The organism is Oceanobacillus arenosus (genome assembly GCF_003369575.1).
Taxonomy (GTDB): domain Bacteria; phylum Bacillota; class Bacilli; order Bacillales; family Amphibacillaceae; genus Oceanobacillus; species Oceanobacillus arenosus.
Map to the genome: position 1 here is coordinate 143,616 of NZ_PIOC01000010.1, position 24,862 is coordinate 168,477.

Consider the following 24,862-nt stretch of genomic DNA (forward strand, 5'->3'; position numbering starts at 1 on the left):
AATATTAAGGAATAATGTATACGTTTCCATAAAATGGAGGAGGAATTTTTCATGCAAACAACAGAAACAATGATAAAAGTAAGTCCAATCGATTGCTCCCACTATATTAATGGGGAATACGTAAAATCAGAAAATGGAAAAACATTTGAAAATGTTAACCCAGCAACAGAGAAGGTATTAGGAACTGTCGCAGAAGGTGGAAAAGAAGAAGTAGATCGTGCAGTCGGTGTAGCGAGAAAGGCACTTAAGGGTGAATGGGGAAACATGCCGATTAGACAACGCTCTGCAATCGTTCGTAAAATAGGGGATTTGATATTAGAAAGAAAAGAGGAATTAGCAATACTCGAATCTCTAGATACAGGTAAACCATTATGGCTTTCGAAAAAGGTTGATATTGATCGTGCAGCATACAACTTCCATTTCTTTGCTGACTATATGACAACAGTAGGAACAGAAGCATATCAGCAAGATGATCTAGCTTTGCACTATGCGATTCGCAGACCGGTTGGTGTTGTTGGATTAATTAATCCATGGAATCTTCCGTTGCTGCTTATGACGTGGAAGCTTGCTCCAGCTCTTGCGGCAGGGAATACAGTCGTTATGAAGCCATCTGAAGTTACGCCAATGACAGCAACGGTGTTGGCGCAAATTTGTACGGATGCAGGCGTACCAGCCGGCGTAGTAAATATGGTGCATGGTAAAGGTGAAACAGGGGCAGCTATCACGTCCCATGACGATGTTGATGCGATTGCCTTTACCGGTGAAACAATTACCGGTACTGCTATTATGAAAGCCGCCGCACCAACAATCAAGAAATTATCATTTGAACTTGGTGGGAAAAATCCAAACCTTATTTTTGCAGATGCAGATATTGACGATGTGATTGATACAACGATGCGCTCTAGCTTTATTAATCAAGGCGAGGTTTGTTTATGTGGTTCAAGGATTTACGTAGAACGTTCGATTTACGATGAGTTCCTAGAGAAATTTGCAGAAAGAACAAAGGAATTAAAAATCGGCGATCCATTTGATCCGGAAACAAAAGTTGGGGCATTGGTAAGTGAAGAACATTACCAAAAAGTGCTTAGCTTTTTAGAAATTGCTAAAGAAGAAGGTGGCACGTTCTTAACAGGTGGGAAAATTCCTGAGGGATTGGATAAAGGATTTTTCGTAGAGCCAACGATCATTACAGGGTTAGAAAAAGATTCACGATGTGTTCGTGAGGAAATCTTTGGCCCGGTAGTAACGGTTATTCCATTTGATACGGAAGAGGAAGTACTCGAGCAAGTGAATGATACGAACTATGGACTAAGCGCTAGCGTCTGGACAAGTGATATTAAACGTGCAACTCGAGTAGCGGCACAAATCGAAGCTGGGATGGTCTGGATCAACACTTGGTTCTTACGTGATCTGCGAACACCATTCGGCGGAATGAAACATAGTGGATTAGGGCGTGAAGGTGGAGCACATAGCTTTGACTTCTACTCAGAATTAACGAATATTACGATCAAACATTAGGAGGAAACGTTTATGAAAACGGAATACACACCTAATACGAAAAGCCTTGCCGAACATTTAGCTAGTGCATGGGATAAGAGGGAAGGGGTTCAGCCTGTAACAGTGCTAAGTCCTGACCTATCAGTAGATGATGCATATCAAGTACAATTGCACACGATTGAAGATGAAGTTAAAAATGGACAGCAGATTACCGGGAAGAAAATCGGGTTAACCTCTAAAGCAATGCAGGATATGTTAGGCGTTGGTGAACCAGATTATGGGCACTTATTAGACCAAATGCATGTGGAAAACGGGGGAGAAATTTCATTCTCACGTGTACTACAGCCAAAGGTTGAAGGAGAAATCGCGTTTATCCTTAAAGATGATTTAGTTGGACCAAATGTTACAACGATGGATGTACTTGCTGCGACAGAAGCAGTTGTACCAGCGCTTGAAATAGTTGATAGTCGGATTAAAGATTGGAAGATTACATTAGCAGATACAGTTGCGGATAATGCTTCATCTGGATTGTATGTATTAGGTGATAAAGCTGTAAAACTTACAGATATCGATATAAAGCAAATTGGCATGACTTTATATAAAAATAATGTATTGCAAAACACGGGTGTTGGTGCTGCAGCATTGGGCAATCCAGCAAAATGTGTTGCATGGCTTGCCAATAAACTATCAGTATATGGAATTACGTTAAAGGCTGGGGAAGTCATTTTATCAGGTGCACTTTCGGCTGCGATTGAGGGAGAACCTGGTGATACGTTTTATGCGAAGTTCTCCGATTTAGGCGAAGTACGTGTATCCTTTGTAGAATAAATGGGGAGGTACCCAAATGGACAAAGTGAAGGTTGGAATAATTGGATCTGGAAACATCGGTTCTGATTTAATGGTTAAATTAACAAATTCAGAAGTATTGGAATTAACGACGATGATGGGAATTGATGCATCATCAAGAGGAATGCAGCATGCTAAATATTTGGGTCTTCAAGTATTTGATAATGGTGTGGACGGCTTATTAGAGCAGCCTGAATTAGTGGATATCATTTTTGATGCGACGAGTGCGGGTGCCCATATTCATAATGCAGAGGTAGCAAGAAAGCTTGGCAAACAAATGCTTGATTTAACACCGGCTGCAATTGGACCATTTGTTGCACCTACTGTTAATTTAGATGAGCACCTGGACGCGGAAAATGTAAATTTAATTACATGTGGTGGGCAGGCAACGATTCCGATTATCCATGCAATCAACAGCATCGCACCTGTAGAATATGGAGAAATTGTTGCTACAATCTCTAGTAAAAGTGCTGGACCAGGAACAAGAGCTAATATTGATGAGTTTACGGAAACAACTGCGAAAGCGATTGAACAGGTTGGTGGTGCAAAGAAAGGAAAGGCAATTATTATCCTAAACCCTGCTGAGCCACCAATTATGATGCGTGATACTGTCCATGCAATTGTTGAGGAAGATAAGATGGATCAGGAGAAAATCACAAATGCAATCTCCGACATGGTGAAAAAGGTTCAAACATTCGTTCCGGGATATCATTTACGAACAGAGCCAATTTTTGATGGGAATAAAGTAACCGTATTCCTAGAAATTGAAGGTGCAGGACATTTTCTGCCGAAGTATGCTGGGAATCTTGACATCATGACTGCTGCCGCTGTAAAGGTAGCGGAAGAATTAGCAAAAAATCGTGTAAACGTATCTGTAAATTGAGTGTAGGAAAGGGGGAGCAACATGAGCAATCAATCTAAAATTAAAATTACGGAAGTTGCATTACGTGATGGCAGTCATGCAGTTAGTCATCAGTATACAGTTGACCAGGTTACAGCTACTGCAAAAGCCTTAAACAAAGCACAAGTGCCCTATATTGAAGTATCCCATGGCGATGGATTAGGGGGATCGTCATTACAATATGGATTATCTAAAACGAATGAGCTTGAATTAATTGAGGCTGCTGTTTCAGTTGCTGACTTTTCGAAAATCGCTGTATTATTGCTGCCCGGAATCGGGACGATTGGAGATTTGAAGGAAGCCGCAAATTTAGGGGCAAAAATGGCAAGAGTAGCAACGCATGTAACGGAAGCTGATGTTTCCAAACAGCATATCCAAACCGCTAAAGAACTAGGGATGGAAACCGTTGGATTCTTAATGATGAGTCACATGGCACCAACGGAGAAATTACTGGAACAGGCAAAATTAATGGAAAGCTATGGTGCGGATACGGTTTATGTTGTAGATTCGGCAGGTGCTTTACTTCCACATCAGGTAAAAGAAAGAATTAAGGCGCTAAGACAAGCATTAAACGTAAACATCGGTTTCCACGGTCATAATAATCTATCGCTAGCGATGGGAAACACGTTAGCTGCAATTGAGGAAGGGGCAACTCGAATCGATGGTAGTATCCGTTGTTTAGGAGCTGGAGCAGGGAATACGCAAACAGAGGTATTGGTTGCTGTATTAGACAAGATGGGGATCCAAACAGGCATCGACTTATACAAAATGATGGATATAGCGGAAGACATCGTTGCACCGATATTGCCAAAACCGCAAGAAATTAATCGTGATAGTTTAACTTTAGGTTATGCAGGTGTCTATTCTAGTTTTCTGTTGCATGCTAATCGAGCGGCAAAGAAATTCTCTGTAGAGTCTCGTGATATATTAGTAGAGCTTGGTAAAAGAGAAATTATTGGTGGGCAAGAAGATATGATCTTTGACGTGGCAGCAGAGCTTTCGAAAGCAACGACTAAATAACAATCTTAAATAAGGAATAATAAGGTGTATGGGGGAGAAGGACATGGACAAAGCGTTCATTCAAGAGCTGGCAAATTACACGCATCATGCGGAAAAGGAAAAACGAGAAATAAAAAAAATCACAGCAGAATTATATCCTGAGCTTACAATTCAAGAAGCATACCTTGTTCAAGAAGAACTGGTTCGTCAAAAGCTGGAAGAGGGTCATACAATCGTTGGTCCGAAAATGGGGATTACAAGCGAAGCTAAGATGAAACAAATGAATGTAGATAATCCAATATATGGATATGTATTCGATAATATGGTTGTTGAAGAAGGGGATCCAGTCTCTGTTTCCAACTATATTCATCCAAAAATTGAACCTGAAATTGGATTCGTATTAAAAAGGGATTTAGAAGGACCAGGGGTTACTGCCCTTGATGTGCTGCTTGCAACTGAATATGTATTTCCAGCAGTAGAGATTATTGATAGTAGATACGAAAATTTCAATTTTACATTACCAGATGTAATAGCGGATAATACTTCAGCTGCTGGAGCAATATTTGGTACGTATTTGCGAAGACCGGAAGAATTAGAATTGGATGTTGTCGGGGTCACATTAGCAATCAATGGTGAAATAAAATCACTCGGTACAGGGGCTGCAGTGCTCGGTCATCCAGCCAATTCTGTTGCAAGACTAGCAAATATGTTAAGCGAAAAGGGAGAAAAGGTAAAAGCCGGGCAACCGATTTTAACAGGCGGGGCTACAGCTGCAGTTTCGATTTCTCCAGGGGATTATGTACAAGTAAAATATGGTGGTTTAGGTGATGTAAGCTTTGCAGTCAAGGAATAATCAAAGACATGTCTAGGGGGTGGGGATTTGCCACTAGTAAATATTCAAATCATGGAAGGAAGGACTCCTGATAAAATTGAAGCACTACTGAAAAATATTACCAATGCTGTCAGTGAGTCATTAGATGCACCAAAAGAAAATGTACGTGTTATTGTTACGGAAGTACCGAAAACGCATTGGGCGATTGGTGGGGCATCAGCGAAAGAACTTGGTAGATAATGGAGGGGAGGTAGGGAAACCTACCTATTCTCCAGAATATCTATGATTAATAACGGAGTAGATAATCCTTTTGGCAAGCATCTCAATCTGAGAGTTTATTCGGTATTGGACAAAGACTTTATTCTGGATATTGGTAAGCGCTTTAATTTTTTTGATAACGATAGTTGATTTATATTTCCTATCAATACCAAGCTCGGGAATAATTCCAATACCTAATTCATTTGCAACTGCATTTAAAAGCATTTCGTTATTTTCGACATCAATACGAGTAACATCATGAGCGCTAATGAGTTTATGATCAATAGATTTCCATAACTCAGAGTTTCGCTTATAGCTTAAGATTGTTTCGCCTTTCAAATCTTCAATGGCTAGCGGTTGTTTTTTGCACAGTCGGTGATCGATTGGTAGAACAACGACAAGATTATTGTCAAATAAATATTCTGACGTAATATAAGGGCTATTTGGAAGCATATCTCTTGTAAAAACTAAATCAACTTCTTCCAATAGGACCTTTTCATTTAAGCTAACAGAATCGTAGCCGTCTACTACTTGAACATCGATATTACCAATAGATTTAACCGCTTTCAGTAGTTCGATAATAAAAGAATACGAATACCCTGGAGAGAAGCCAACCTTGATTACAGGGGATTTTACCATATTTTTGATTTCCTTAGAATGTTTCATATTGATTAAAATATTCTTGGCATATTCTGTAAAAATAATCGCTTCCTCCGTTAAGGAAATCTCATGGCCGATTCTAGTAAATAATTCACACTTTAATATATCTTCCAGTGATTTTATTCTAGATGTGACAGTCGGTTGTGTGACGTTAAGTGCATCCGCAGCTTTTGAATAGCTTTTATATTTGGAAACAGTAAGGAAAGTTTCCAATTGGCTTTCATTCATCTAATTACCTCCGAGGCCAACTTAATTAATGTCTAGTACTATGAACCAAAAATGTAATAAATTGTTTGCTTTCGTTTAATTTTGCAGAAAGTTTTCTAATATCAATCCAGATAATTAACAAGCTTCATAGTATAAATGATAGGCCATTAAATCCTAATTAGTCAATTGAAATAGCGTCAATAAATAGAAAAAGAAATATTTTACAAAAAATCAGTATTATAATTATCTTTGAAATTAACGGAAAAGCAAAATAAATTCAATTGGAATCAAAGTAATCAGTCTTCTATAATTAATATAAGCCAAGGTATTAAAATTAGCGAATGAAATGTAAGTGATTACATTAATATTTACCTACAGATGGAGTTAGCTTTGTAACTGGAAGATAACAAATAAAAATGGTGATGGTGATATGCTTTAACCTACATGCTAGCCAAATTAATTCAATCATAAATGGAGGGCTTAAAATGGAGCGCATTATACAAGACAATGTAGAGAAAAGTGAGTTTCTTGTGAATCGACGTGTCTTTACTGATAAGGAAATTTTAGCAAGAGAACGTGCTGAAATATTTAATAAGTGTTGGTTATTCATTGGACATGTAACCGAAATTCCCGAAGCCGGTGATTATAAACGAAAAAAAGTAGGTGGGCGTAACTTACTGTTTGTCCATAGTCAAGATGGTGAAATTAGAGCATTATTCAATACTTGTCCACATCGTGGTGCACTTGTTTGTAGGGAGGATTCAGGGAATTCAAGGGTTTTTCGCTGCTTCTACCATGCGTGGAGTTTTAAAAATGATGGTGAATTAGTAGGGATGCCTGGAAAGGATGGTTTTCCTGAAGGGTTCAATGATGAAGGAACCAAGAATATGAAAGCGGTTAATAGGTTAGAGAACTATCGTGGATTCATGTTTGTTAACTTCGATGAAAATGCTATTTCGCTGGAAGAATACTTAGGAAATGCGAAGGAATATATTGACCTAGTAGTTGATCAATCCGAGTACGGAATGGAAGCCCTTGGTGGGGTTCAGCAATATAGTGTAAGAGCAAACTGGAAGCTATTAGCGGAAAACAGTGTAGATCTATATCATGGTATGCCAACACATAAGACATATTTCGATATTAAACAAGCACAAGATCCTAACTTAAAACGTGTGAGACTAGAAGGAAAAGGAATTAATTTGGGTAACGGACATAGTGTTATCGAATATGTCGCCCCATGGGGAAGACCAGTTGCCCAATGGACCCCGATTTGGGATGAAGAATTTAAAAATGACATGGAGAAAATGAAAGAAAAATTAGCAGAACGTTTTGGAGAAGAACGCGCGAATCGTATCGCAAATTACAACCGAAACATTGTCATTTTCCCAAATCTTGTAATCAATGACATTATGGCTGTAACTGCTAGAACCTTTTATCCGTCATCACCGGGCTATATGGAAGTTCAGGGGTATTCACTAGCTCCTAAGGGTGAAAGTGATAAGCACCGTTTAGCTAGAAATAATAACTTCCTAGAGTTCCTGGGACCAGGTGGCTTTGCAACCCCAGATGATAATGAGGCACTTGAATTATGTCAGGAAGCTTATAACAATAACGGGGAAATGCAATGGAATGATATTTCTAAAGGGATGGTAAGAGGGGAAGGAAATGCATTAGCAACAGATGAACTGCAAATGCGGAGCTTCTGGAGACATTATAATTCAATTATTGCAGCATCCTTGAATAAGGAGGTTGCACATCAATGACTGTAAAAACAATAGAGCGTCAGGATATCGTCGACTTTCTTTACACAGAAGCGAAAATACTGGATGAGTGGAAATTAAATGATTGGGCAGCATTGTTCACGGATGATGGTACTTATATTGTCCCACCGATAGGCGAACCAGAAGCAATCCCAACTAAATCGCTATTCTATATTCATGATAACCGCTCGCGACTTCAAGAACGAGCAGAAAGACTGTTAAAGAAAGAAGCGCATGTTGAATATCCCCACTCTACTACGACTAGAAATTACCATAATATTTTAGTAGGTGATTTGAATTCAGATGTAATTACAGTGGAGTGCAATTTTACAACACACCGTACGAAAAGAGAAGTTGTTGACACGTTTATCGGCAAAATAAAATATGAAATTGTACGTGATAATGACCGTTTAGCGATTCAAAGGAAAAAAGTTGTTCTGAATCTAGACAGTTTACGACCACATGGGAAAATCAGCTTGATCCTGTAGAAATTTACTTCATGAAAGGTGGTGCGTGATATGAGTAACGAGAAAGAAGTAGTTGATATCACCATTATTGGTGGTGGTCCAGTGGGTATGTTTACTGCCTTTTATGCAGGCATGCGCCAGGCAACTGTGAAGTTAATCGAAAGTCTACCACAGCTAGGTGGACAGCTTGCCGCATTATATCCTGATAAATACGTCTATGATGTGGCAGGATTTCCTAAGATAAAGGCTAGTGAGCTAGTGGATCGGTTAGAAGAGCAAATGAAACAATTCGAGCAGAAGATTTGTTTGAATGAAGAAGTTATCGAGGTAACAAAGGAAGATAATGTATTCAAGCTAATTACAAGCACAGCAATCCATTATTCCAAAACAATTATTATTACTGCTGGAAACGGTGCTTTTAAACCGAGGACTATGAATCTAGATGATGAAGCTAAATTTGATAATACGAATCTACATTACAGTATTAAAGACATCCAAGATTTTGCTAATAAAGATGTTGTAATTTTCGGTGGCGGTGATTCAGCAGTTGATTGGGCTTTAATGCTGGATAAAATAGCTGCTAGTGTTTCATTAGTCCATAGAAGAGATAAGTTTCGAGCACATGAGCACAGTGTTAAACAATTAAAGGAATGCTCGGTTAATATTCTTACTCCATATGTTCCTACTGCGCTACTAGGGGACTCAAAGCTGGAATCTATTATTTTGAAGGAATCAAAGACAAAAGAGGAAATCGAGTTAAGGGCAGATCATTATTTAGTGAATTATGGCTTTATCTCCAATTTAGGCCCGATTAATAATTGGGGACTGGAAATAGAGAAGCAATCGATATTAGTCAATTCAAGGGCAGAGACGAATATTCCAGGAATTTATGCTGTTGGCGATATTGCAACCTATCCCGGGAAGGTCGAGTTAATGGCGACTGGTTTTGGTGAAGCACCAATCGCGGTTAGTAATGCGAAGGTATTCATCGATCCGAATGAATCAATGCATGTTGCTCATAGTACATCGATTATGAGTAGAAAGAGTCATCAGAAGAAGAAAGAAACAACTTCGCAGACAAAAGCGCAAGCGTCCGTTTAACGGCATACGGAGGGAAGACTTTTTCTAGTAGTCGCTGGAGATAGGCGTGGCCAACATTAGAATTGGATAGAGTATCTCTATTATTCTATTTCAAATTAAAAATATACTTAGGGGTGAAGGAATATGTCAAAGGTTTCAGAGGAAATAATTCAAGAGTCAGCACAAGTAAGGTTAGATAATTATTTGCGAACGGTTGCACATTTAGGACATGTAGAAATAAGTGTAACTAAATTTGAAGAGTCTTTATCGTTCTATAGGGAAATAATGGGATTAGAAGTAACAGAAATAGATGGGGATCGCGCTTATTTAAGAGCGTGGCAGGATTATGACCACCATACATTGGTATTAAAAGCAGCTAATGTTTCCGAGGTGAATCGTGTTGGTTGGCGTGTAGCAACCAAAGAATCTCTAGAGCTATTCGAAACGCAATTAACTAAAATGAATATTGAGTTTAGCTGGATCGATGGTGGAAGTAAGAAAGCATTAGGTGATGCCATTCATTTTACATCACCATCGGGAATTCCGATTGAGCTATATTGGGAAAAGGAATTATTCGTTACAGACGATCCGAAACTGAAATCTCCATTACCAAGTCATCCAAGTAAATATCCAGCGAGAGGTGTTTCACCACGCCGCTTCGACCACGTGAATTTCATGGTAGATGATGTTCAGAAGGAGCAGCAATGGTGGACCGAATTACTTGGTATTCACCATCGTTACTTCGTTCAAAATAAAGAAGATATCCGACTTGGTTCATGGTTAAGCAGAACAAACATTGCACATGAGATTGCATTTATGAGAAACGGCAACCAAAATGGAGGCATTTTCCATCATCTGGCATACTATCTCGATTCACCTGATGAACTATTACGTGCAGCAAATATTATGGCGGAAAATGGAATTAAAATAGAGTGGGGACCTGGTAAGCATGGAACAAGTGGCGCGCAATTCATCTATGTTTTCGAGCCATCAGGTCACCGAGTTGAAATTTGGACAGGCGGAATTTTAATGTTTGCACCGGACTGGAAGCCAATCGAATGGCCAGCAGGGGTTGGCGAGCTTGGTTTGGAAATGTGGGGAAGCAAGCCGCCAGAAAGCTACTTTACTTACGGCACGAAATTAGGAAAATAAAATGGGCGGAGATAGACATGCTTGATTGTCTATCTCTAAAATTCAAAAATATAAATGCTAGGGGAGTCCAACAATGGGGAAAAGCTTAAGGATTGATTTTCATACACATGTAATATCAGAGGAATTCTTAAATTTAGCTGAAAAATATGGGGATGATCGTTGGCCAATCTTAGAGAAAACATGTGACTGTGGTGCCAACATTATGGTAAAGGGCAAGAAATTTAGAGAAATTACGGATCAAGCATGGGATACTAATACACGATTAAAGGATATGGAGAATGAAGGAATTGATATTCAAGTTCTATCTCCAATTCCTGTTACGTTTAGTTATTGGTCAGATCCAGAACAAGGGTTGGAACTGGCAAGATCCCAGAATGATTTTATCGCTTCAATTGTAAAAGAGCATCCAACGAAATTTATCGGTTTAGCTACTGTTCCGTTGCAGGATGTTGATTTAGCAATCCAGGAAATGGATAGGGCAGTTAATGAACTAGGGCTCCGAGGGGTTCAAATCGGCAGTAATGTTAATGGTAAGAATTTGGATGATGATGCACTCGATTTATTATTCAAGGCTGCGAATGATAAAAATGTGCCACTATTTGTTCATCCATGGGAGACAATGGGAAGAGAAAGAATGCCAAGACATAATTTTATGTATATGGTTGGTATGCCATCGGAAACAGCACTTGCAGCTGGAAGCATTATTATGAGCGGAATGCTTGATAAATATCCTAACTTAAAAATTTGCTTCGCACATGGCGGTGGGTCCCTTCCATATTTATTACCTAGAATGGACAAAGGCTGGAATGTATGGCCACATATAAGAAAGACGGAGAAGGCTCCAAGTCATTATGCTAAATTACTTTATTATGACACGCTAGTTTATGATGAAAACAACTTACAATTTATGATTGACCGTTTCGGAGCGGACCAAATCATAGCTGGGTCAGACTATCCATTTCTGCTTCGTGAAGCACCATCTGGAGAAGTGGTTGATAAAGTAACAACATTGAATGACGAAGAAAAGAAAAGAATCCATGGGCTGAATGCTCTGCAATTTTTAGGATTAGATGTTAATGACTATCAACAGGCTGATCGTAGAGTAATCAATGAACAGGAGGAAGCAACGCCAAATCTTAGATAAAGGGAGAGGGTAATCTTGGCATTTGTCATTACACATCCATGTACAAATGAAAAAGCAGGAGAATGTGTCAGTATTTGTCCAGTAGATTGTATTACTGAAGGACCTGATCAATATTTTATTGATCCAAATGCATGTATTGATTGTGGTGCTTGCGTTGCTGCATGTCCAGTCGAAGCAATCATTGATGAGCATGATTTATCCGAAGAACAAGAAGTATATTTGGAGAAAGCAGAGAGCTTTTTTGGATAGATGATGCGGTGTGCTAAGATGAGTTACTTATAATAGCTGCTAAAGAAATAGGTTTCCATTAAGTGTTTGCTTATTGGTGACCCTTTTCTATTTTCTTCATCTTACCAAATAAAAAAATGGAGAGCTTTATACTGAAACTCCCCATCTGATATTTAAAAATACGATTAACTTTTTAACCTGAGTATTACTTACTCAATTGATCCACTGCTAAGATCGCTGAAGCGACATCGTCTGCTGTGATTGTTGAAGAAAGATTGCCCATTGTTTCACCTTCTTTTGTTGCAGCTTCTCCGACTCTAAGCAGATCCTCATAAGAAACTTCATCCAGATGCATTTCTTTCAATGTTGTTGGTAAACCAAGCGAACGATAGAATTCGATATATTTCAATATTTCATATTGCGGATGTAATTCAAGTACTAGCTGTGTTAAGGTTCCATATGCAACTTTCTCTCCGTGAGTAAGATGGTGAATATCACCTTCCAGCACTGTGAAGCCATTATGAATTGCATGGGCACCAGCTAGTCCACCACTTTCAAATCCAAGGCCGGATAATAATGTGTTTGCTTCAACAACTGCCTCAACATGTTGCGTTACTAGTCCTTTTTCCACTGCCTTTAGCGCTGCTTCTCCATAGGCAAATAGCGTTTTTTCGCAAGCCTCAGCAATTGCGCTGGCAGCAATACTTGTCTTACCGCCTGCCATTGTATCCCCATTGCTTTTTATCGTTGATCTTGCTTCGATCCAAGTAGCCATCGCATCTGCAATCCCTGAGGCAAATAATCGTGGAGGCGCTCCTGCAACTACTTTTGTATCAACGAGTACGAGCTCTGGATTTTTATCATAAAATTTATAGGATTCAAAAACACCGTCATCACTGTAAATAACAGATAATGCACTTGTCGGCGCATCGGTAGAAGCAGTCGTTGGAACAATAATAACACTCACTGCTAAATCATCTGCAATCGCTTTCGCGGTATCGAGTGTTTTTCCGCCACCAACACCAATTACAGTATCAACTGCATATTCTTTTCCTTCGTTGACAACACGCTCGACTTCATTTAATGAAGCTTCGCCGTTAAATTCTACATAATGAAAATCTACATTTTCTGATTTTAAGCTTTCTTCAATTATTGCACCAGTAATCCCCCAAACAACTTCATCTGAAAGAATTAAGGGTTTTTTCCCAATTGATTTTACATGTTGCCCAATACTTTGTAATGCGTCCTTACCTTGAATATACTTACTAGGTGACGTAAAGATAATGTTTGACATGCAATCGCTCCTTTGAATGTAGTTTACGTTTTCATTATACCATAGTAATTTACATATGTGAAATATTTCACATTTAATTGATGTTATTTTGCGAATCTTCACATTGCCCTCGTTCAAAAGATGCTGAAAAATAAATAGTTTAGTAAACTATTATTAGATTAGTCAAAATGAAGTCTAAGCAGGTCATCAAATAGATAAGGGCTAGCGTAATTTGGTAGTAAAGAAAATCCGTATTTCTTTCTACATAAGTTTTCTAAGAAGATATAAATAAAGGAAACGGGGGGAATTGCTATTAATATTCGTGAAATAGAAGAAAAGGATAATCTTATAATTGAAGGAATTATCAAGAAGTCATTAGAATCATTTAAGTTAGATATTCCTGGAACAGCTTATTATGACCCATATTTAAACAACCTATATGGATTTTACCAAACAGAAACAAAGGCGAGATATTGGGTGATTGAAAATGAGGAAGGAGAAGTTGTCGGTGGCTGCGGGATTGGTCCTTTTGATAAAGAGGGAAGAATTGGCGAGCTACAAAAACTCTATTTATCTCCGAAGGCACAGGGGAAAGGGCTGTCTAAGGAACTAATGCAGGTAGCACTTGATTTTGCAAAGGAGCATTATATATATTGTTATTTAGAAACATTTGCGATACTGGAAAGTGCGAATCACTTATATGAGAAATGCGGATTCAAGCGATTAAATCAATCATTAAGTGAAACAACACATGATTCCTGTGATACTTGGTTTATAAAGGAATTGTAGAAGTTGTAATTGGGAATATTTTAATCGACAGTACGAAATACAGTTATTTACATTATGATGTTAGTATTTGTTCATTCGTTGCACCTTTTTATGCCAAAAGTAGTAGTTATTTTGGATGAAGAAAATTAATAGAATATTTACTAGATTTTAATAGTTACTAAATATCTCTCTCCTATACTTAGTATAGTAAGTTAAATTTGAGAGGAGAGTTTACATGTTTAAGAAAATTGGCGTTGTTGCTTTAAGTGCTGGGCTAGTTCTTTCAGGATTAAATTTAGGAACTGCTGATGCTGCGAAGCCAGATTTTACAGGGAAAAATAGTGGGAACACAAATGCAAAGGGGAATAAGGTAGAAAACGTAATCTACATGATTCCAGATGGCTTTAGTGCAGACTATGCTTCAAATTATCGAATTTACAAAGGTGAAGATGCAGTTTGGGATTCTCATTTAAAAGGACTTTTTACGACATATTCCGCTAACTCTGACATTACTGATTCTGCTGCCGCGGGTACAGCAATGGCAACCGGATCAAAAACGAACAATGGTATAATCGGTATTGATCCAGAAGGAAACAAGCTGCAGTCAATTCTTGAAGCATCTGAAGAAAAAGGTAAATCATCTGGTATCGTTGCTACTTCTACAATCACCCATGCAACTCCGGCTTCATTTGCAGCACATGTTGAAAATCGTAATAATGAAACTGAAATTGCAAGACAATACATTGAAGGTGGTTTGAATGTTATCCTGGGAGGAGGAAAGAGTAACTTCTTACCGGCATCTGAAGGTGGAAACCAAGAGGAATTAAACTTAATTGAAAAAGCAGAAGCAGAGGGGTCTACTTTTGTAGAAACACGTGAGCAATTATTAAACATAGATAAATTAAAGATCGATAAAGGGGATAAACTGCTTGGCTTATTTGCAGACGATGCCCTAGCTCCTGAACTGCATCGCGGCGAAACAGAAGAGCCGAGTCTGGCTGAAATGACAAAAACTGCTATCGACGTATTAAAAGAAGATAAAGACGGATTTTTCTTAGTAGTAGAAGGCAGCCAAGTCGACTGGGCTGGACATGCCAATGATGCTGCATGGGCGATGTCAGATGTTGCAGCATTTGAACAAGCAGTTGAAGAGGCAATTGATTTTGCTAAAAAGGACAAGAAAACATTAGTTGTTGTTGCTGGTGACCATGATACAGGCGGCATGACTACAGGTGCAAATGACTCCATGGACTTAAACGCTTCAATCCTTCATGATGTTAAGGCAACTGGTGATTATATGGCTGCACAGCTTAACACAGATCGTTCAAATGTAAGTGAGGTCCTTAGTACCTACACAGGATTTGAATTGTCTGAAGAAGAAGTGCAATCGATTCAAGAAGCGGAAAATGCTTCACTTGCAATTAACAAAGTAATTAGTGATAGAGCATACATCGGTTGGACGAGCTCTAACCATACTGGAGCAGACATCCCAGTATATGCTTATGGACCACAATCAGATAAATTTGTTGGATTCAATGATAATACAGATTTACCAAAAATCATTGCAGAAGCATTGAAATTAGGAAAATAAATATAGTCACACGAGATAATATGCAAAGGAAACTTACCTTCTATTTGGGGGTGAGTTTCTTTTATTTTTAGACTGTATAAAAACTTCCCCTTTACAATTCCCGTGGCAAGAGAGTTTACCGTCTGATTACACATTAAATCGAGCGATAAATGCTATATTGGAGCGCTCGCCTACTAAGTCGGAGCGTTAACTCCAAACCACGAGCTCCTCCCACTGCCTGATATGGAGCGGAAAATGCTAAACCTGGAGAGCTAAATACAAAACTGAAGCTCTTCGCACACTAAGTCGGGAGCTAAATCCAACTCCGGAGCACTCTCCGACAAATAGGAGCACCAAAGGAAAAACGACCACCTCGACACCACCAACATCGGAGAACTCGCGAAGTCAGCGAATCCAATCTCAATCAGATGAAGTTCCACTGGCGACTTGATATAATTGAGGATAACTGAAAGGAGATCATAAAATATGAAACTTAGCGTGTTGGATCAAGCACCAATAACCAAGGGAAATACTGCTGCCGGGGCTTTACAGAAAGCAGAGGAATTGGCAATTTTAGCAGATGATTTAGGATATGAACGGATGTGGATGGCAGAGCATCACGGAACAGATGCATATGCAAGTTCAGCACCGGAAGTGACAGCAGCACATTTAGCAGCGAAAACGAAGAACATTCGAATCGGTACCGGTGGAGTGATGATGATGCACTATTCACCGCTTAAACTGGCAGAAGTATTTAAAACGCTTAGCGCCTTTTCACCTGGTCGGATTGATTTCGGAGTAGGTCGTGCGCCTGGTGGCGATAATTATTCCATTTATGCTCTATCTGAAGGTCGCCAGCCGATGTATGATAATATGTACGAAAAATTTGATACAGCAATGAAATTAATAAATGATGAGGTACCGGAAGATAATTTATACAATAAAAATATAGCGACACCATCGAATATTATGTTGCCTGAATCGTGGTTACTAGGATCCAGCGGGAATAGTGCATTACAGGCTGCAAGAATGGGTGTGGGCTATTCATTTGCTCAATTTTTTAATGGGGAGATGACCAAGTCAATTCTGGAAATGTATAAACATAGCTTTATTCCCTCTGCATTCATGGAAAAGCCGATTATCAATGTTGCTTATATGGTGACAACAGCAGAAACAAAAGAGGAAGCGGAGTTCGAGGCTCGTCCACAGGATCTTTCTCGTTTATGGTTGATGAAAGGAAAAGTAGGGCAGGCGTTAACTCCAGAAGAAGCGCAAAATTATCCACTTACAGAAATGGACCGGATGACAATTAAAGAAAATCGTAAACTGCATTTAGTTGGAGCGGCAAAAGAAATCGCAATCCAGCTGCAGCAGGAACAAGCGCATTACGGTTTTGATGAAGCAATGATTTGTAGCATTCCGCATTCACAAGAGAAACGATTAGATGTTTATCGATTATTAGCGAGGGAGCTTTTTTAAACGCGTTTTATTAGCTGAAAAACACCAAGTAAGGAAAGTAAATTCGATACTTGGTGTTTTTTCATTCAACTAGTTTGACACTTGCTGATTTGCTGTAAGAAAATTCCTTTGCTTAATCATATTATGTGGATCGATGACGAATTTTCTTGATACTCCGCCATCGAATTGTTTATAGCCATCAGGAGCTTCATTAATTGAGATAACAGTCGCGTTAACGGCTTTCGCAATTTGTGCCCTGCCACTTAAGATAGCTTTCATCAGATCGCGATTATATCTCATTACTGGTGTTTGTCCAGTTACAAATGTATGTGCTTTTGCAAATCCTAGACCGAAGCGGATTTTAAGTGTTCCTTCTTTTGCATCCTTGTCCGCTGCACCAGGATCTCCAGTTACGTACAAACCTGGAATACCTAATCGTCCACCTGCTCTAGTTACACCCATAATGGAATTTAATACAGTAGCAGGGGCTTCTCCAGCATCTCTCCCATGCCCACTTGCTTCAAAACCAACAGCATCGACTGCACAATCTACTTCTGGTGTACCTAATATTTGTTCAATTTGTTCGCCAAGATCATCATGTTCACGTAAATTCACTGTTTCACAGCCAAAGCTTCTTGCCTGTGCTAGACGATCTTCATTTAAGTCACCAACAATTACAACCGACGCACCCAGTAATTGTGCGGAGTGTGCAGCAGCTAGGCCAACTGGACCAGCCCCAGCAACATATACCGTCGAACCAGTCTTAACGCCTGCACTTACTGCACCGTGGTATCCAGTAGGGAAGATATCAGATAACATCGTTAAATCAAGGATTTTTTCTAATGCTTGATCTTTGTCAGGAAATTTCAACAATTGGAAGTCTGCATATGGCACCATGACATATTCGGATTGACCGCCGACCCAACCGCCCATATCTACATATCCATATGCAGAACCAGGGCGATCAGGATTAACATTTGTACATATATGTGTATCCTGTTTTTTACAACTTTCACAACGACCACATGCGATGTTGAACGGAACGGATACGATATCTCCCTTTTCGATGAATTCAACATCACTACCGACTTCAATAACTTGTCCAGTTATTTCATGACCAAGTACTAGCCCGCTTGGTGCTGTTGTACGTCCCCTAACCATGTGCTGGTCACTTCCGCAAATGTTAGTTGAAATTACCTTTAAAATAACTCCATGATTACATTTTCTTCCCACGTTTAGTGGATTGACTCCTGGACCATCGCGAAGTACTAGATCAGGATAACCGATATCACGTACCTCAACTTCACCTGGTTTAACATACACTATTGCTTTGTTACTCACAAAAAAACCTCCTTAAATAATTGTTTAGTTTCATTAAAGATGTCTTTGCAGTAAGCGCTATCATTCTAAGTTCAACTATACCAGTTTAAATATAATATTTCAATAATAAGATTAATAATAATTATTCAAAAATTTTAATAAGTATGTTATCATAAATTTTGAATATATTAAATTAGTGTTTGGAATAATTCATACTTACATAAAAGGCCTGGAGAAATTAGCATTTTAAACGTGTCCTTAATTAAAATCTATATATATCTAGTAACCAAAATCAAATCCTACTTTTTCAACTATGTTTCCATGATTTAATTAGGAGAATATTTTAGGAGGATGGTTAATTGGAAAAGGTGAAGAATCGCTGGTTAATAGCTGCATCTGCTGTTGGTGTCCATATTTCGATTGGCTCTGCATATGCTTGGAGTGTTTTTACAAACCCAATGGTTAACCAATATGGCTGGGAAGTAACAGAAATATCTTTTGCTTTTAGCATTGCGATTTTTATGTTAGGTTTTTCAGCGGCCTTTATGGGAAGATTCGTAGAGAAACATGGACCAAGGAAATCAGCACTGCTGTCGGCAATTTTCTTTAGTATTGGTGTTGCGGGTTCAGGTTTAGCAACAGCAATGGAATCGTTATTGTTATTATACTTATTCTATGGAGTAATTGGAGGAATTGGTTTAGGAATTGGGTATATTTCGCCAGTTTCGACACTAGTTAAATGGTTCCCAGATAGGCGAGGGCTTGCAACAGGTTTAGCAATTATGGGCTTTGGTTTCGCAGCGCTAATTAGTGGACCAGCTGCTGCTGCTTTAATTGAAGCAATCGGTATTACAGGTACATTTTTCATACTTGGAATTGCCTATTTCGTCGTCATGGCAATTTCTGCGCAATACTTATCCCCACCACCTGAAGGATGGGCGCCGAAGGGATTTATAGAAAATCAGCAAAGTGGTTCCACTAAAATTAAACAGGATTTATCACAGCTGACTGCTAATGAAGCAATTAAAACGCGCCGATTTTGGATGTTGTGGATGATGCTGTTTCTGAATGTAACTTGTGGAATTGCAATTATTTCCGTGGCATCACCGATGGCTCAAGATATTGCAGGGATGACACCGATTGCCGCAGCGGCAATGGTTGGCATTATGGGCCTCTTTAATGGCGGTGGAAGGCTCGGCTGGGCATCTTTATCCGATTATATCGGACGACCAAATGTGTATACTGCATTTTTTATTATCCAAATAATTGCATTTTTTATGTTACCGTTCGCAACAAATGGGATCATTTTTCAAATATTAATATTTGCAATTTTAACTTGTTATGGTGGTGGATTTGCATCAATTCCTGCTTATATTGGCGATTTATTTGGGACGAAACAACTAGGGGCAATTCATGGCTATATTCTAACTGCATGGGCACTTGCAGGAGTAGCAGGTCCGATTTTATTATCGTTAATTTACGACTCAACGAACAGTTATAATCTAACGATGGTCATCTTCGGCGTATTATTTATTGTTGCGTTTATCGTATCACTTTGGATTAGGGCCGATATCAGTAGAATACGCAATACACAGAAGACAACAAGCAAGACGATATCACAAGTAGCTGAAGAGGTTCAATAGCAAGCTTCAATCAATGAAAGAACCATTTTTTATTGACGCTTTAATTCTTACAGATAGGCTCATATCATGTCATTTGTTGCTATTGATATAAACTGCGAACTAGTGATAATTATTATTTCAGAACTTGCCAGCAGTTACTATTCGTACATGAGTCTCCAGTATTTTGCTACAATCGGCGTCGATAGTTATTGGTCTTGTCATTCTTTTTCGCTAGATTCTGCACTATCCCCAGCGGAAGAAATACTCGAAGACTCCTGCGGGAAGAAGAGCATAGGTGAGACTACGAAGTGCGACAGCACAAGTAGGCTCACCAGCTCCCCAAGGAAAGCGAAGGGTATTTCTGGAGCGGTGGACCAGGAAGCAAAATATCATCCAAAGTTATATCACACTTTATTTAGATTATGAAATATGAATAATCACATAAGAAAGCAAAAAGATTTTATAGAACTTAATTCTGATAAGAGTCTTACAACTAGTTAGTAAGATAAAATAATGTTTTTACCTAATAAGATCATGGCTATTTTAAAAATGGAGGGATTTGCGTGGGGAAAACAAAGCACACTGGTCCAATTAAATTGCCAACGAAACCGGACCCATCACTTTGGGTAAGTAAAGTTCCATTCGGTCTCGGAAAAGTGAAGCCACACCATATTCGCGATACAATGAAAGTTGTTTGGGAAAATAAAGATAATCTGCCATATGCAACGAGGATCCTCACTCAAGGGGTATGTGATGGGTGTGCGCTTGGAGTATCAGGACTTCATGATCAAACATTAACAGGCCCGCATGTATGTACAACCCGCTTGAATGTCCTAAGATTGAATACGATGTCCGCGATTGATGAAAAAATATTACATGCTGACATTGCTGATTTACGCAAAATGAGTAGTACAGAATTGCGAAAGCTCGGCAGGATTCCGTACCCACTTATCCGTAGACCTGGAGAGAAGAAGTTTAGTCGCATCAGCTGGGATGGGGCATTAGAGGAAATTGCGGAGAAAATGAGAACGCTTCATCCGAAGAATTATGCATTCTATACTACATCAAGAGGAATCACGAATGAAGCATATTATACATTAGGGAAGGTATCTCGTTTCCTAGGTACGAACAATGTTGATAATGCATCGCGTATTTGTCATTCCCCATCGAAGACGGCATTAAATCGTTCGGTTGGTGTTGGTGCATCAACCTGTAATTATAAAGACTGGATTGGTACAGATGTCCTTCTCTTTTGGGGTTCTGTTGCTGCAAATAATCAACCAGTATCAACAAAATACATGTATGCGGCAAAGCGCAAAGGCACTAAAATAATCATCATCAACCCATATCATGAGCCGGCAATGGATAATTACTGGGTTCCATCAATTGCAGAATCTGCCTTATTCGGCACGAAAATTGCAGATGATGTGTATCAAGTCAATATTGGCGGCGATATTGCTTTTATGCATGGAATCATGAAGCACTGGTTTGCTATGGAGGAGAATTCTTATGGTTCTGCAATCGATCATGAATTTGTCTCAAGGCATGTGAATGGACTTGAGGAGTTGAGAGAAAAGGCGATTGCTTATGAATGGGAACAGTTGGAAAAGTCGTCTGGAATAACGAAAGAACGAATGGTGGAATTAGCTGAGCTTCTAGCTAAATCAAAATCTGCGGTATTTGTCTGGTCAATGGGATTAACCCAGCACCGATTTGGTACGGATAATATATCGCAAGTAGCGAACCTAGCCCTACTAAGAGGATTCTTAGGAAGAGAGCATTGCGGATTAATGCCAATACGGGGTCACTCCGGTGTTCAAGGCTCAGGAGAGATGGGGGCAGATCCATTTGTGCTCCCAGGTGGTGGATTTGATGAAGCCAACCGGAGCCGGATGGAGTCGATGTGGGGGTTCGATATTCCAATATGGCAAGGTGACATTGTTGGGGTCTCTTTAGAGAATGCGCTGCTTCCAGAAAAGCATGAACGAAAACTAAAGCTTTATTATATGTCCGGCGGTAATTTTCTAGAAACGATGCCGAATCCTGATTTTGTAAAGCAATGTTTAGAAAATGTAGATATACGTGTGCACCAGGATATTATTTTTAATACGTCAACACTAGTAGATGCGAAGGAAGCTGTCATTGTTTTACCAGCGATGACACGATACGAGCAACCAGGTGGGGGAACATCTACTTCTACAGAACGGATGGTATACTATTCCCCGGAAATAAAAGGACCAAGGATTGAAGAAGCAAAGGCAGAATGGGAAATTTACGTAGACCTTGCTAAAAGGGTAAAACCAGAAGATAAGCATTTGATTGATTTTAAAAATCCATTTGAGATTCGGGAGGAAATTGCAAAGGCAGCACCAAATTATAATGGAATCCAGCATTTGAAAGATAAGGGAGATCTCTTTCAATGGGGTGGTGCATGGCTATGTGAGGACGGAATATGCCCAACACCAGATGGAAAGGGGAATCTCATTACGGTTGAGCTGCCAGAACTTCGCAAGCCAGAAGGACATTTTTATGTGACCTCACGACGGGGGAAACAATTTAATTCGATGATTTATAACGATACAGATCCATTCAATAATGCAGACCGTTATGACCTACTATTAAATGAAGCAGACGCAACAGCGATAGGCATAAAGGAAGGCGATGCGGTTGTCGCCTTTAATCAATATGGCACATTTCATGGACGTGCAAAATTTGTAGAAATAAGACAGGGAAATGCCGAAGTACACTGGCCAGAAGGGAATGCACTTATACCTAAAGGTGTCTACGAAAAATATGCAGGCATACCAGAATACAATGCGGCAATTATCGTGGAGAAGGCGGAAACTTATTTTGCACATAAAGATACGAAATATGCGGAAAAGAGAGTAGAGGAGCTTGAGATGGAAATAAGCTAGGGGGAATAAAATGAATGAAACGAAGGAGAATAGCTGGGAAATTATCCGATTTAGTGGAGATTCAAAGTCTATCTTAAATGAAGAAGTTGCAATTGAAAGGCCATTTACCATTATGTTAAATGGAGAAGAGTTTGCGACAATCGTATGTTCACCAACGGATCTTCAGGATCTTATCATAGGATTTCTTGCGGCAGAAGGGATTATTCGTTTCCATGATGAGATAAAATCGATTGCAATCGATGAGGAGCGAGGATTTTCCTATGTTCAATTAAATAAAACGTTAGACGTCATTCAACTTGATCACTCGAAGCGATTTATCGGTTCTTGTTGTGGGAAAAGCCGACAGTTTTATTTTAAAAGTGATGTTCGTACAGCAAAGACGATTACGAGTAAGCTTAGCCTCTCAGTGAATCAGTGTTTCTCCTTAATGAAAGCAATGCAAGCGCAATCCGAGCAATTTATTAAAACAGGCGGGGTGCATAATGCTGCACTGGCAACGCCGAATGAACTTATTACAATCCGTTCCGATATTGGCAGGCATAATGCATTGGATAAATTATATGGCCATGTAATTCAAAATAGAATTGGATTAGGTGATAAAGTCGTCGTTTTTAGCGGAAGAATTTCCTCTGAAGTATTACTGAAAATATCCAAGATGGGTGTTGGTATTCTAATTTCCAAATCAGCACCGACAGATCTAGCATTACAACTTGCAGATGATTTGGGAATTACAGCAATCGGATTTGCACGAGGTAATCGATTAAATATTTACACACACCCTCATCGGATTGTGGAAGCAACTAAGGTGTGAAAATTTACCTTATCAATAGTCGAAGACTTGATGATGGTAAGGGAGGGGAAATCTATTTGGCTATTATAACAGATAAATTTGGACGTCCACTGCAAGATCTTCGTATTTCTATTATTGACCGCTGCAACTTTCGGTGTACATATTGTATGCCGAAAGAAATCTTTGGCAAGGATTTCGCCTTTATGCCAAAGGAACAATTATTAAGTTTTGAAGAGATCGAGCGGTTAGCTAAAAACTTTGTCGAATTAGGAATTAGAAAAATACGATTGACTGGTGGTGAACCACTGCTACGAAGGGATTTGCCAGTATTAATTGAGCAGTTAGCTAGACTTCATGATTTAGAGGATATTGCATTAACAACAAATGGCTTTCTTCTCGGCGCACTGGCAAATAAGTTAAAGGATGCGGGATTACACCGGGTCAATGTTAGTCTAGATGCACTGGATGATAGAGCATTTAAGGAAATAAATGATAGTGGGGTTGGTCCGGCGCGTATTTTAAGAGGAATAACCAAAGCACAAGAGGCTGGACTTGAAGTGAAAGTGAATATGGTTGTTAAAAAGGGGATGAATGACAGCCAAATTGTACCTATGGCAAGTTATTTTAAGGAGCAGGGAATAACATTGCGCTACATTGAATTCATGGATGTTGGGCAAACAAATGGCTGGGATTTCAGTAAAGTAATTACGAAAAAAGAAATTCTGGAAGAACTTTGTAAACATTTTTCTTTAGAACCTGTAGAACCAAACTATATTGGCGAGGTTGCGAAGCGGTATCGTTATGCGGGGACAAGTACGGAAGTAGGCTTTATTACGTCGGTTTCTGAATCGTTTTGTTCCACATGCACAAGAGCGAGGGTTGCAGCAGACGGGAAAGTTTACACCTGTCTGTTTTCTGAAGGCGGTTTTGACTTTAGGGAGCTATTAAGAACAGGAAAAAGCGATGAAGAAATAAAAACAGCCATTATGAATATCTGGAACAGCCGCGAGGATCGCTACTCAGACGAAAGAACGGAAGAATCAGCAAAAAACAAGAAAAAGATAGAAATGTCATATATTGGTGGATAATTAGTCGATTTTATAAATGGTAGTTAA

Annotated in this window: 22 protein-coding genes; 19 read left to right on the forward strand and 3 right to left on the reverse strand. The window is 39.2% G+C overall.

Going from position 1 to position 24,862, the window contains the following annotated elements; all coding sequences use genetic code 11:
* Nucleotides 1-51 precede the first annotated feature (51 nt).
* The 6 genes from CWR48_RS05415 to CWR48_RS05440 are packed head-to-tail and all read left to right on the forward strand — an operon-like array spanning nt 52 to nt 5,315.
* Nucleotides 52-1,518: an aldehyde dehydrogenase gene (locus tag CWR48_RS05415; protein ID WP_115772101.1), complete on the forward strand. Its 1,467-nt coding sequence runs from the start codon at nt 52-54 to the stop codon at nt 1,516-1,518.
* A 12-nt stretch (nt 1,519-1,530) separates the two neighbouring features.
* A complete protein-coding gene (locus CWR48_RS05420; RefSeq protein ID WP_115772103.1) occupies nt 1,531-2,325 on the forward strand; it encodes a 2-keto-4-pentenoate hydratase in 795 nt (264 codons plus the stop codon).
* Nucleotides 2,326-2,341: 16 nt separating this feature from the next.
* A complete protein-coding gene (locus CWR48_RS05425) occupies nt 2,342-3,226 on the forward strand; it encodes an acetaldehyde dehydrogenase (acetylating) (RefSeq protein ID WP_115772105.1) in 885 nt (294 codons plus the stop codon).
* Between the two features lie 21 nt (nt 3,227-3,247).
* On the forward strand, nt 3,248-4,264 hold the full coding sequence (gene dmpG / locus CWR48_RS05430; protein WP_115772107.1) for a 4-hydroxy-2-oxovalerate aldolase: 1,017 nt from the start codon (nt 3,248-3,250) through the stop codon (nt 4,262-4,264).
* Nucleotides 4,265-4,307: 43 nt separating this feature from the next.
* On the forward strand, nt 4,308-5,096 hold the full coding sequence (locus CWR48_RS05435) for a 2-keto-4-pentenoate hydratase (RefSeq protein ID WP_115772108.1): 789 nt from the start codon (nt 4,308-4,310) through the stop codon (nt 5,094-5,096).
* 27 nt (nt 5,097-5,123) lie between these two features.
* Nucleotides 5,124-5,315: a 4-oxalocrotonate tautomerase gene (locus CWR48_RS05440; RefSeq protein ID WP_115772110.1), complete on the forward strand. Its 192-nt coding sequence runs from the start codon at nt 5,124-5,126 to the stop codon at nt 5,313-5,315.
* A 24-nt stretch (nt 5,316-5,339) separates the two neighbouring features.
* Here the strand turns inward: CWR48_RS05440 and CWR48_RS05445 are convergent, their stop codons facing one another.
* Nucleotides 5,340-6,221 (reverse strand): LysR family transcriptional regulator, encoded by an 882-nt coding sequence (locus tag CWR48_RS05445; RefSeq protein ID WP_115772112.1) that lies wholly within the window; start codon nt 6,219-6,221, stop codon nt 5,340-5,342.
* 464 nt (nt 6,222-6,685) lie between these two features.
* On the opposite strand from CWR48_RS05445, the gene CWR48_RS05450 reads away from it, so the two are divergent.
* The 6 genes from CWR48_RS05450 (at nt 6,686) to CWR48_RS05475 (ending at nt 12,052) form a co-directional block, all read left to right on the forward strand.
* On the forward strand, nt 6,686-7,963 hold the full coding sequence (locus CWR48_RS05450) for an aromatic ring-hydroxylating oxygenase subunit alpha (protein WP_115772114.1): 1,278 nt from the start codon (nt 6,686-6,688) through the stop codon (nt 7,961-7,963).
* Nucleotides 7,960-8,448, forward strand: a complete 489-nt coding sequence (locus CWR48_RS05455) for an aromatic-ring-hydroxylating dioxygenase subunit beta (RefSeq protein WP_115772117.1) — start codon at nt 7,960-7,962, stop codon at nt 8,446-8,448. Before CWR48_RS05450 ends, CWR48_RS05455 begins: the two co-directional genes overlap by 4 nt.
* 30 nt (nt 8,449-8,478) lie before the next feature.
* A complete protein-coding gene (locus CWR48_RS05460; protein ID WP_115772119.1) occupies nt 8,479-9,528 on the forward strand; it encodes an NAD(P)/FAD-dependent oxidoreductase in 1,050 nt (349 codons plus the stop codon).
* A gap of 123 nt (nt 9,529-9,651) precedes the next feature.
* Entirely contained in the window at nt 9,652-10,659 is a 1,008-nt protein-coding gene (locus CWR48_RS05465; RefSeq protein ID WP_115772121.1) for a VOC family protein, read from the forward strand.
* 73 nt (nt 10,660-10,732) lie between these two features.
* Complete coding sequence (locus CWR48_RS05470; RefSeq protein WP_115772123.1) at nt 10,733-11,803, forward strand: amidohydrolase family protein; 1,071 nt, start codon at nt 10,733-10,735, stop codon at nt 11,801-11,803.
* A 15-nt stretch (nt 11,804-11,818) separates the two neighbouring features.
* Nucleotides 11,819-12,052, forward strand: a complete 234-nt coding sequence (locus CWR48_RS05475) for a DUF362 domain-containing protein (protein WP_115772125.1) — start codon at nt 11,819-11,821, stop codon at nt 12,050-12,052.
* A 184-nt stretch (nt 12,053-12,236) separates the two neighbouring features.
* Here the strand turns inward: CWR48_RS05475 and CWR48_RS05480 are convergent, their stop codons facing one another.
* Nucleotides 12,237-13,325, reverse strand: a complete 1,089-nt coding sequence (locus tag CWR48_RS05480) for a glycerol dehydrogenase (RefSeq protein ID WP_115772127.1) — start codon at nt 13,323-13,325, stop codon at nt 12,237-12,239.
* A 291-nt stretch (nt 13,326-13,616) separates the two neighbouring features.
* Between CWR48_RS05480 and CWR48_RS05485 the strand changes: the two genes are divergently transcribed.
* The 3 genes from CWR48_RS05485 to CWR48_RS05495 all read left to right on the forward strand — a co-directional run bounded on the left by CWR48_RS05485 (nt 13,617) and on the right by CWR48_RS05495 (nt 17,121).
* Nucleotides 13,617-14,093, forward strand: a complete 477-nt coding sequence (locus CWR48_RS05485; protein ID WP_115772129.1) for a GNAT family N-acetyltransferase — start codon at nt 13,617-13,619, stop codon at nt 14,091-14,093.
* Nucleotides 14,094-14,307: 214 nt separating this feature from the next.
* The gene (locus CWR48_RS05490; protein WP_115772131.1) at nt 14,308-15,663 is read left to right on the forward strand and encodes an alkaline phosphatase; all 1,356 of its coding nucleotides are present in this window, start codon (nt 14,308-14,310) and stop codon (nt 15,661-15,663) included.
* A 465-nt stretch (nt 15,664-16,128) separates the two neighbouring features.
* Nucleotides 16,129-17,121 carry an LLM class flavin-dependent oxidoreductase gene (locus CWR48_RS05495; RefSeq protein ID WP_115772133.1) on the forward strand — a complete coding sequence of 331 codons (993 nt, stop codon included), beginning with the start codon at nt 16,129-16,131 and terminating at the stop codon, nt 17,119-17,121.
* 69 nt (nt 17,122-17,190) lie between these two features.
* On the opposite strand, the gene fdhA is transcribed toward CWR48_RS05495, so the two are convergent.
* On the reverse strand, nt 17,191-18,441 hold the full coding sequence (gene fdhA, locus CWR48_RS05500) for a formaldehyde dehydrogenase, glutathione-independent (protein WP_115772135.1): 1,251 nt from the start codon (nt 18,439-18,441) through the stop codon (nt 17,191-17,193).
* A 338-nt stretch (nt 18,442-18,779) separates the two neighbouring features.
* Here fdhA and CWR48_RS05505 point away from each other — a divergent pair, with 338 nt between their 5' ends.
* From CWR48_RS05505 to moaA, 4 genes are all read left to right on the forward strand, one after another.
* Nucleotides 18,780-20,063, forward strand: coding sequence for an L-lactate MFS transporter (locus tag CWR48_RS05505; protein WP_115772137.1), 1,284 nt, complete (start codon nt 18,780-18,782; stop codon nt 20,061-20,063).
* Nucleotides 20,064-20,605: 542 nt separating this feature from the next.
* Nucleotides 20,606-22,957: an FdhF/YdeP family oxidoreductase gene (locus tag CWR48_RS05510; protein ID WP_115772139.1), complete on the forward strand. Its 2,352-nt coding sequence runs from the start codon at nt 20,606-20,608 to the stop codon at nt 22,955-22,957.
* A 10-nt stretch (nt 22,958-22,967) separates the two neighbouring features.
* The gene (fdhD, locus tag CWR48_RS05515; RefSeq protein WP_115772141.1) at nt 22,968-23,768 is read left to right on the forward strand and encodes a formate dehydrogenase accessory sulfurtransferase FdhD; all 801 of its coding nucleotides are present in this window, start codon (nt 22,968-22,970) and stop codon (nt 23,766-23,768) included.
* Between the two features lie 62 nt (nt 23,769-23,830).
* A complete protein-coding gene (gene moaA, locus CWR48_RS05520) occupies nt 23,831-24,835 on the forward strand; it encodes a GTP 3',8-cyclase MoaA (protein WP_425453883.1) in 1,005 nt (334 codons plus the stop codon).
* Nucleotides 24,836-24,862 lie beyond the last annotated feature (27 nt).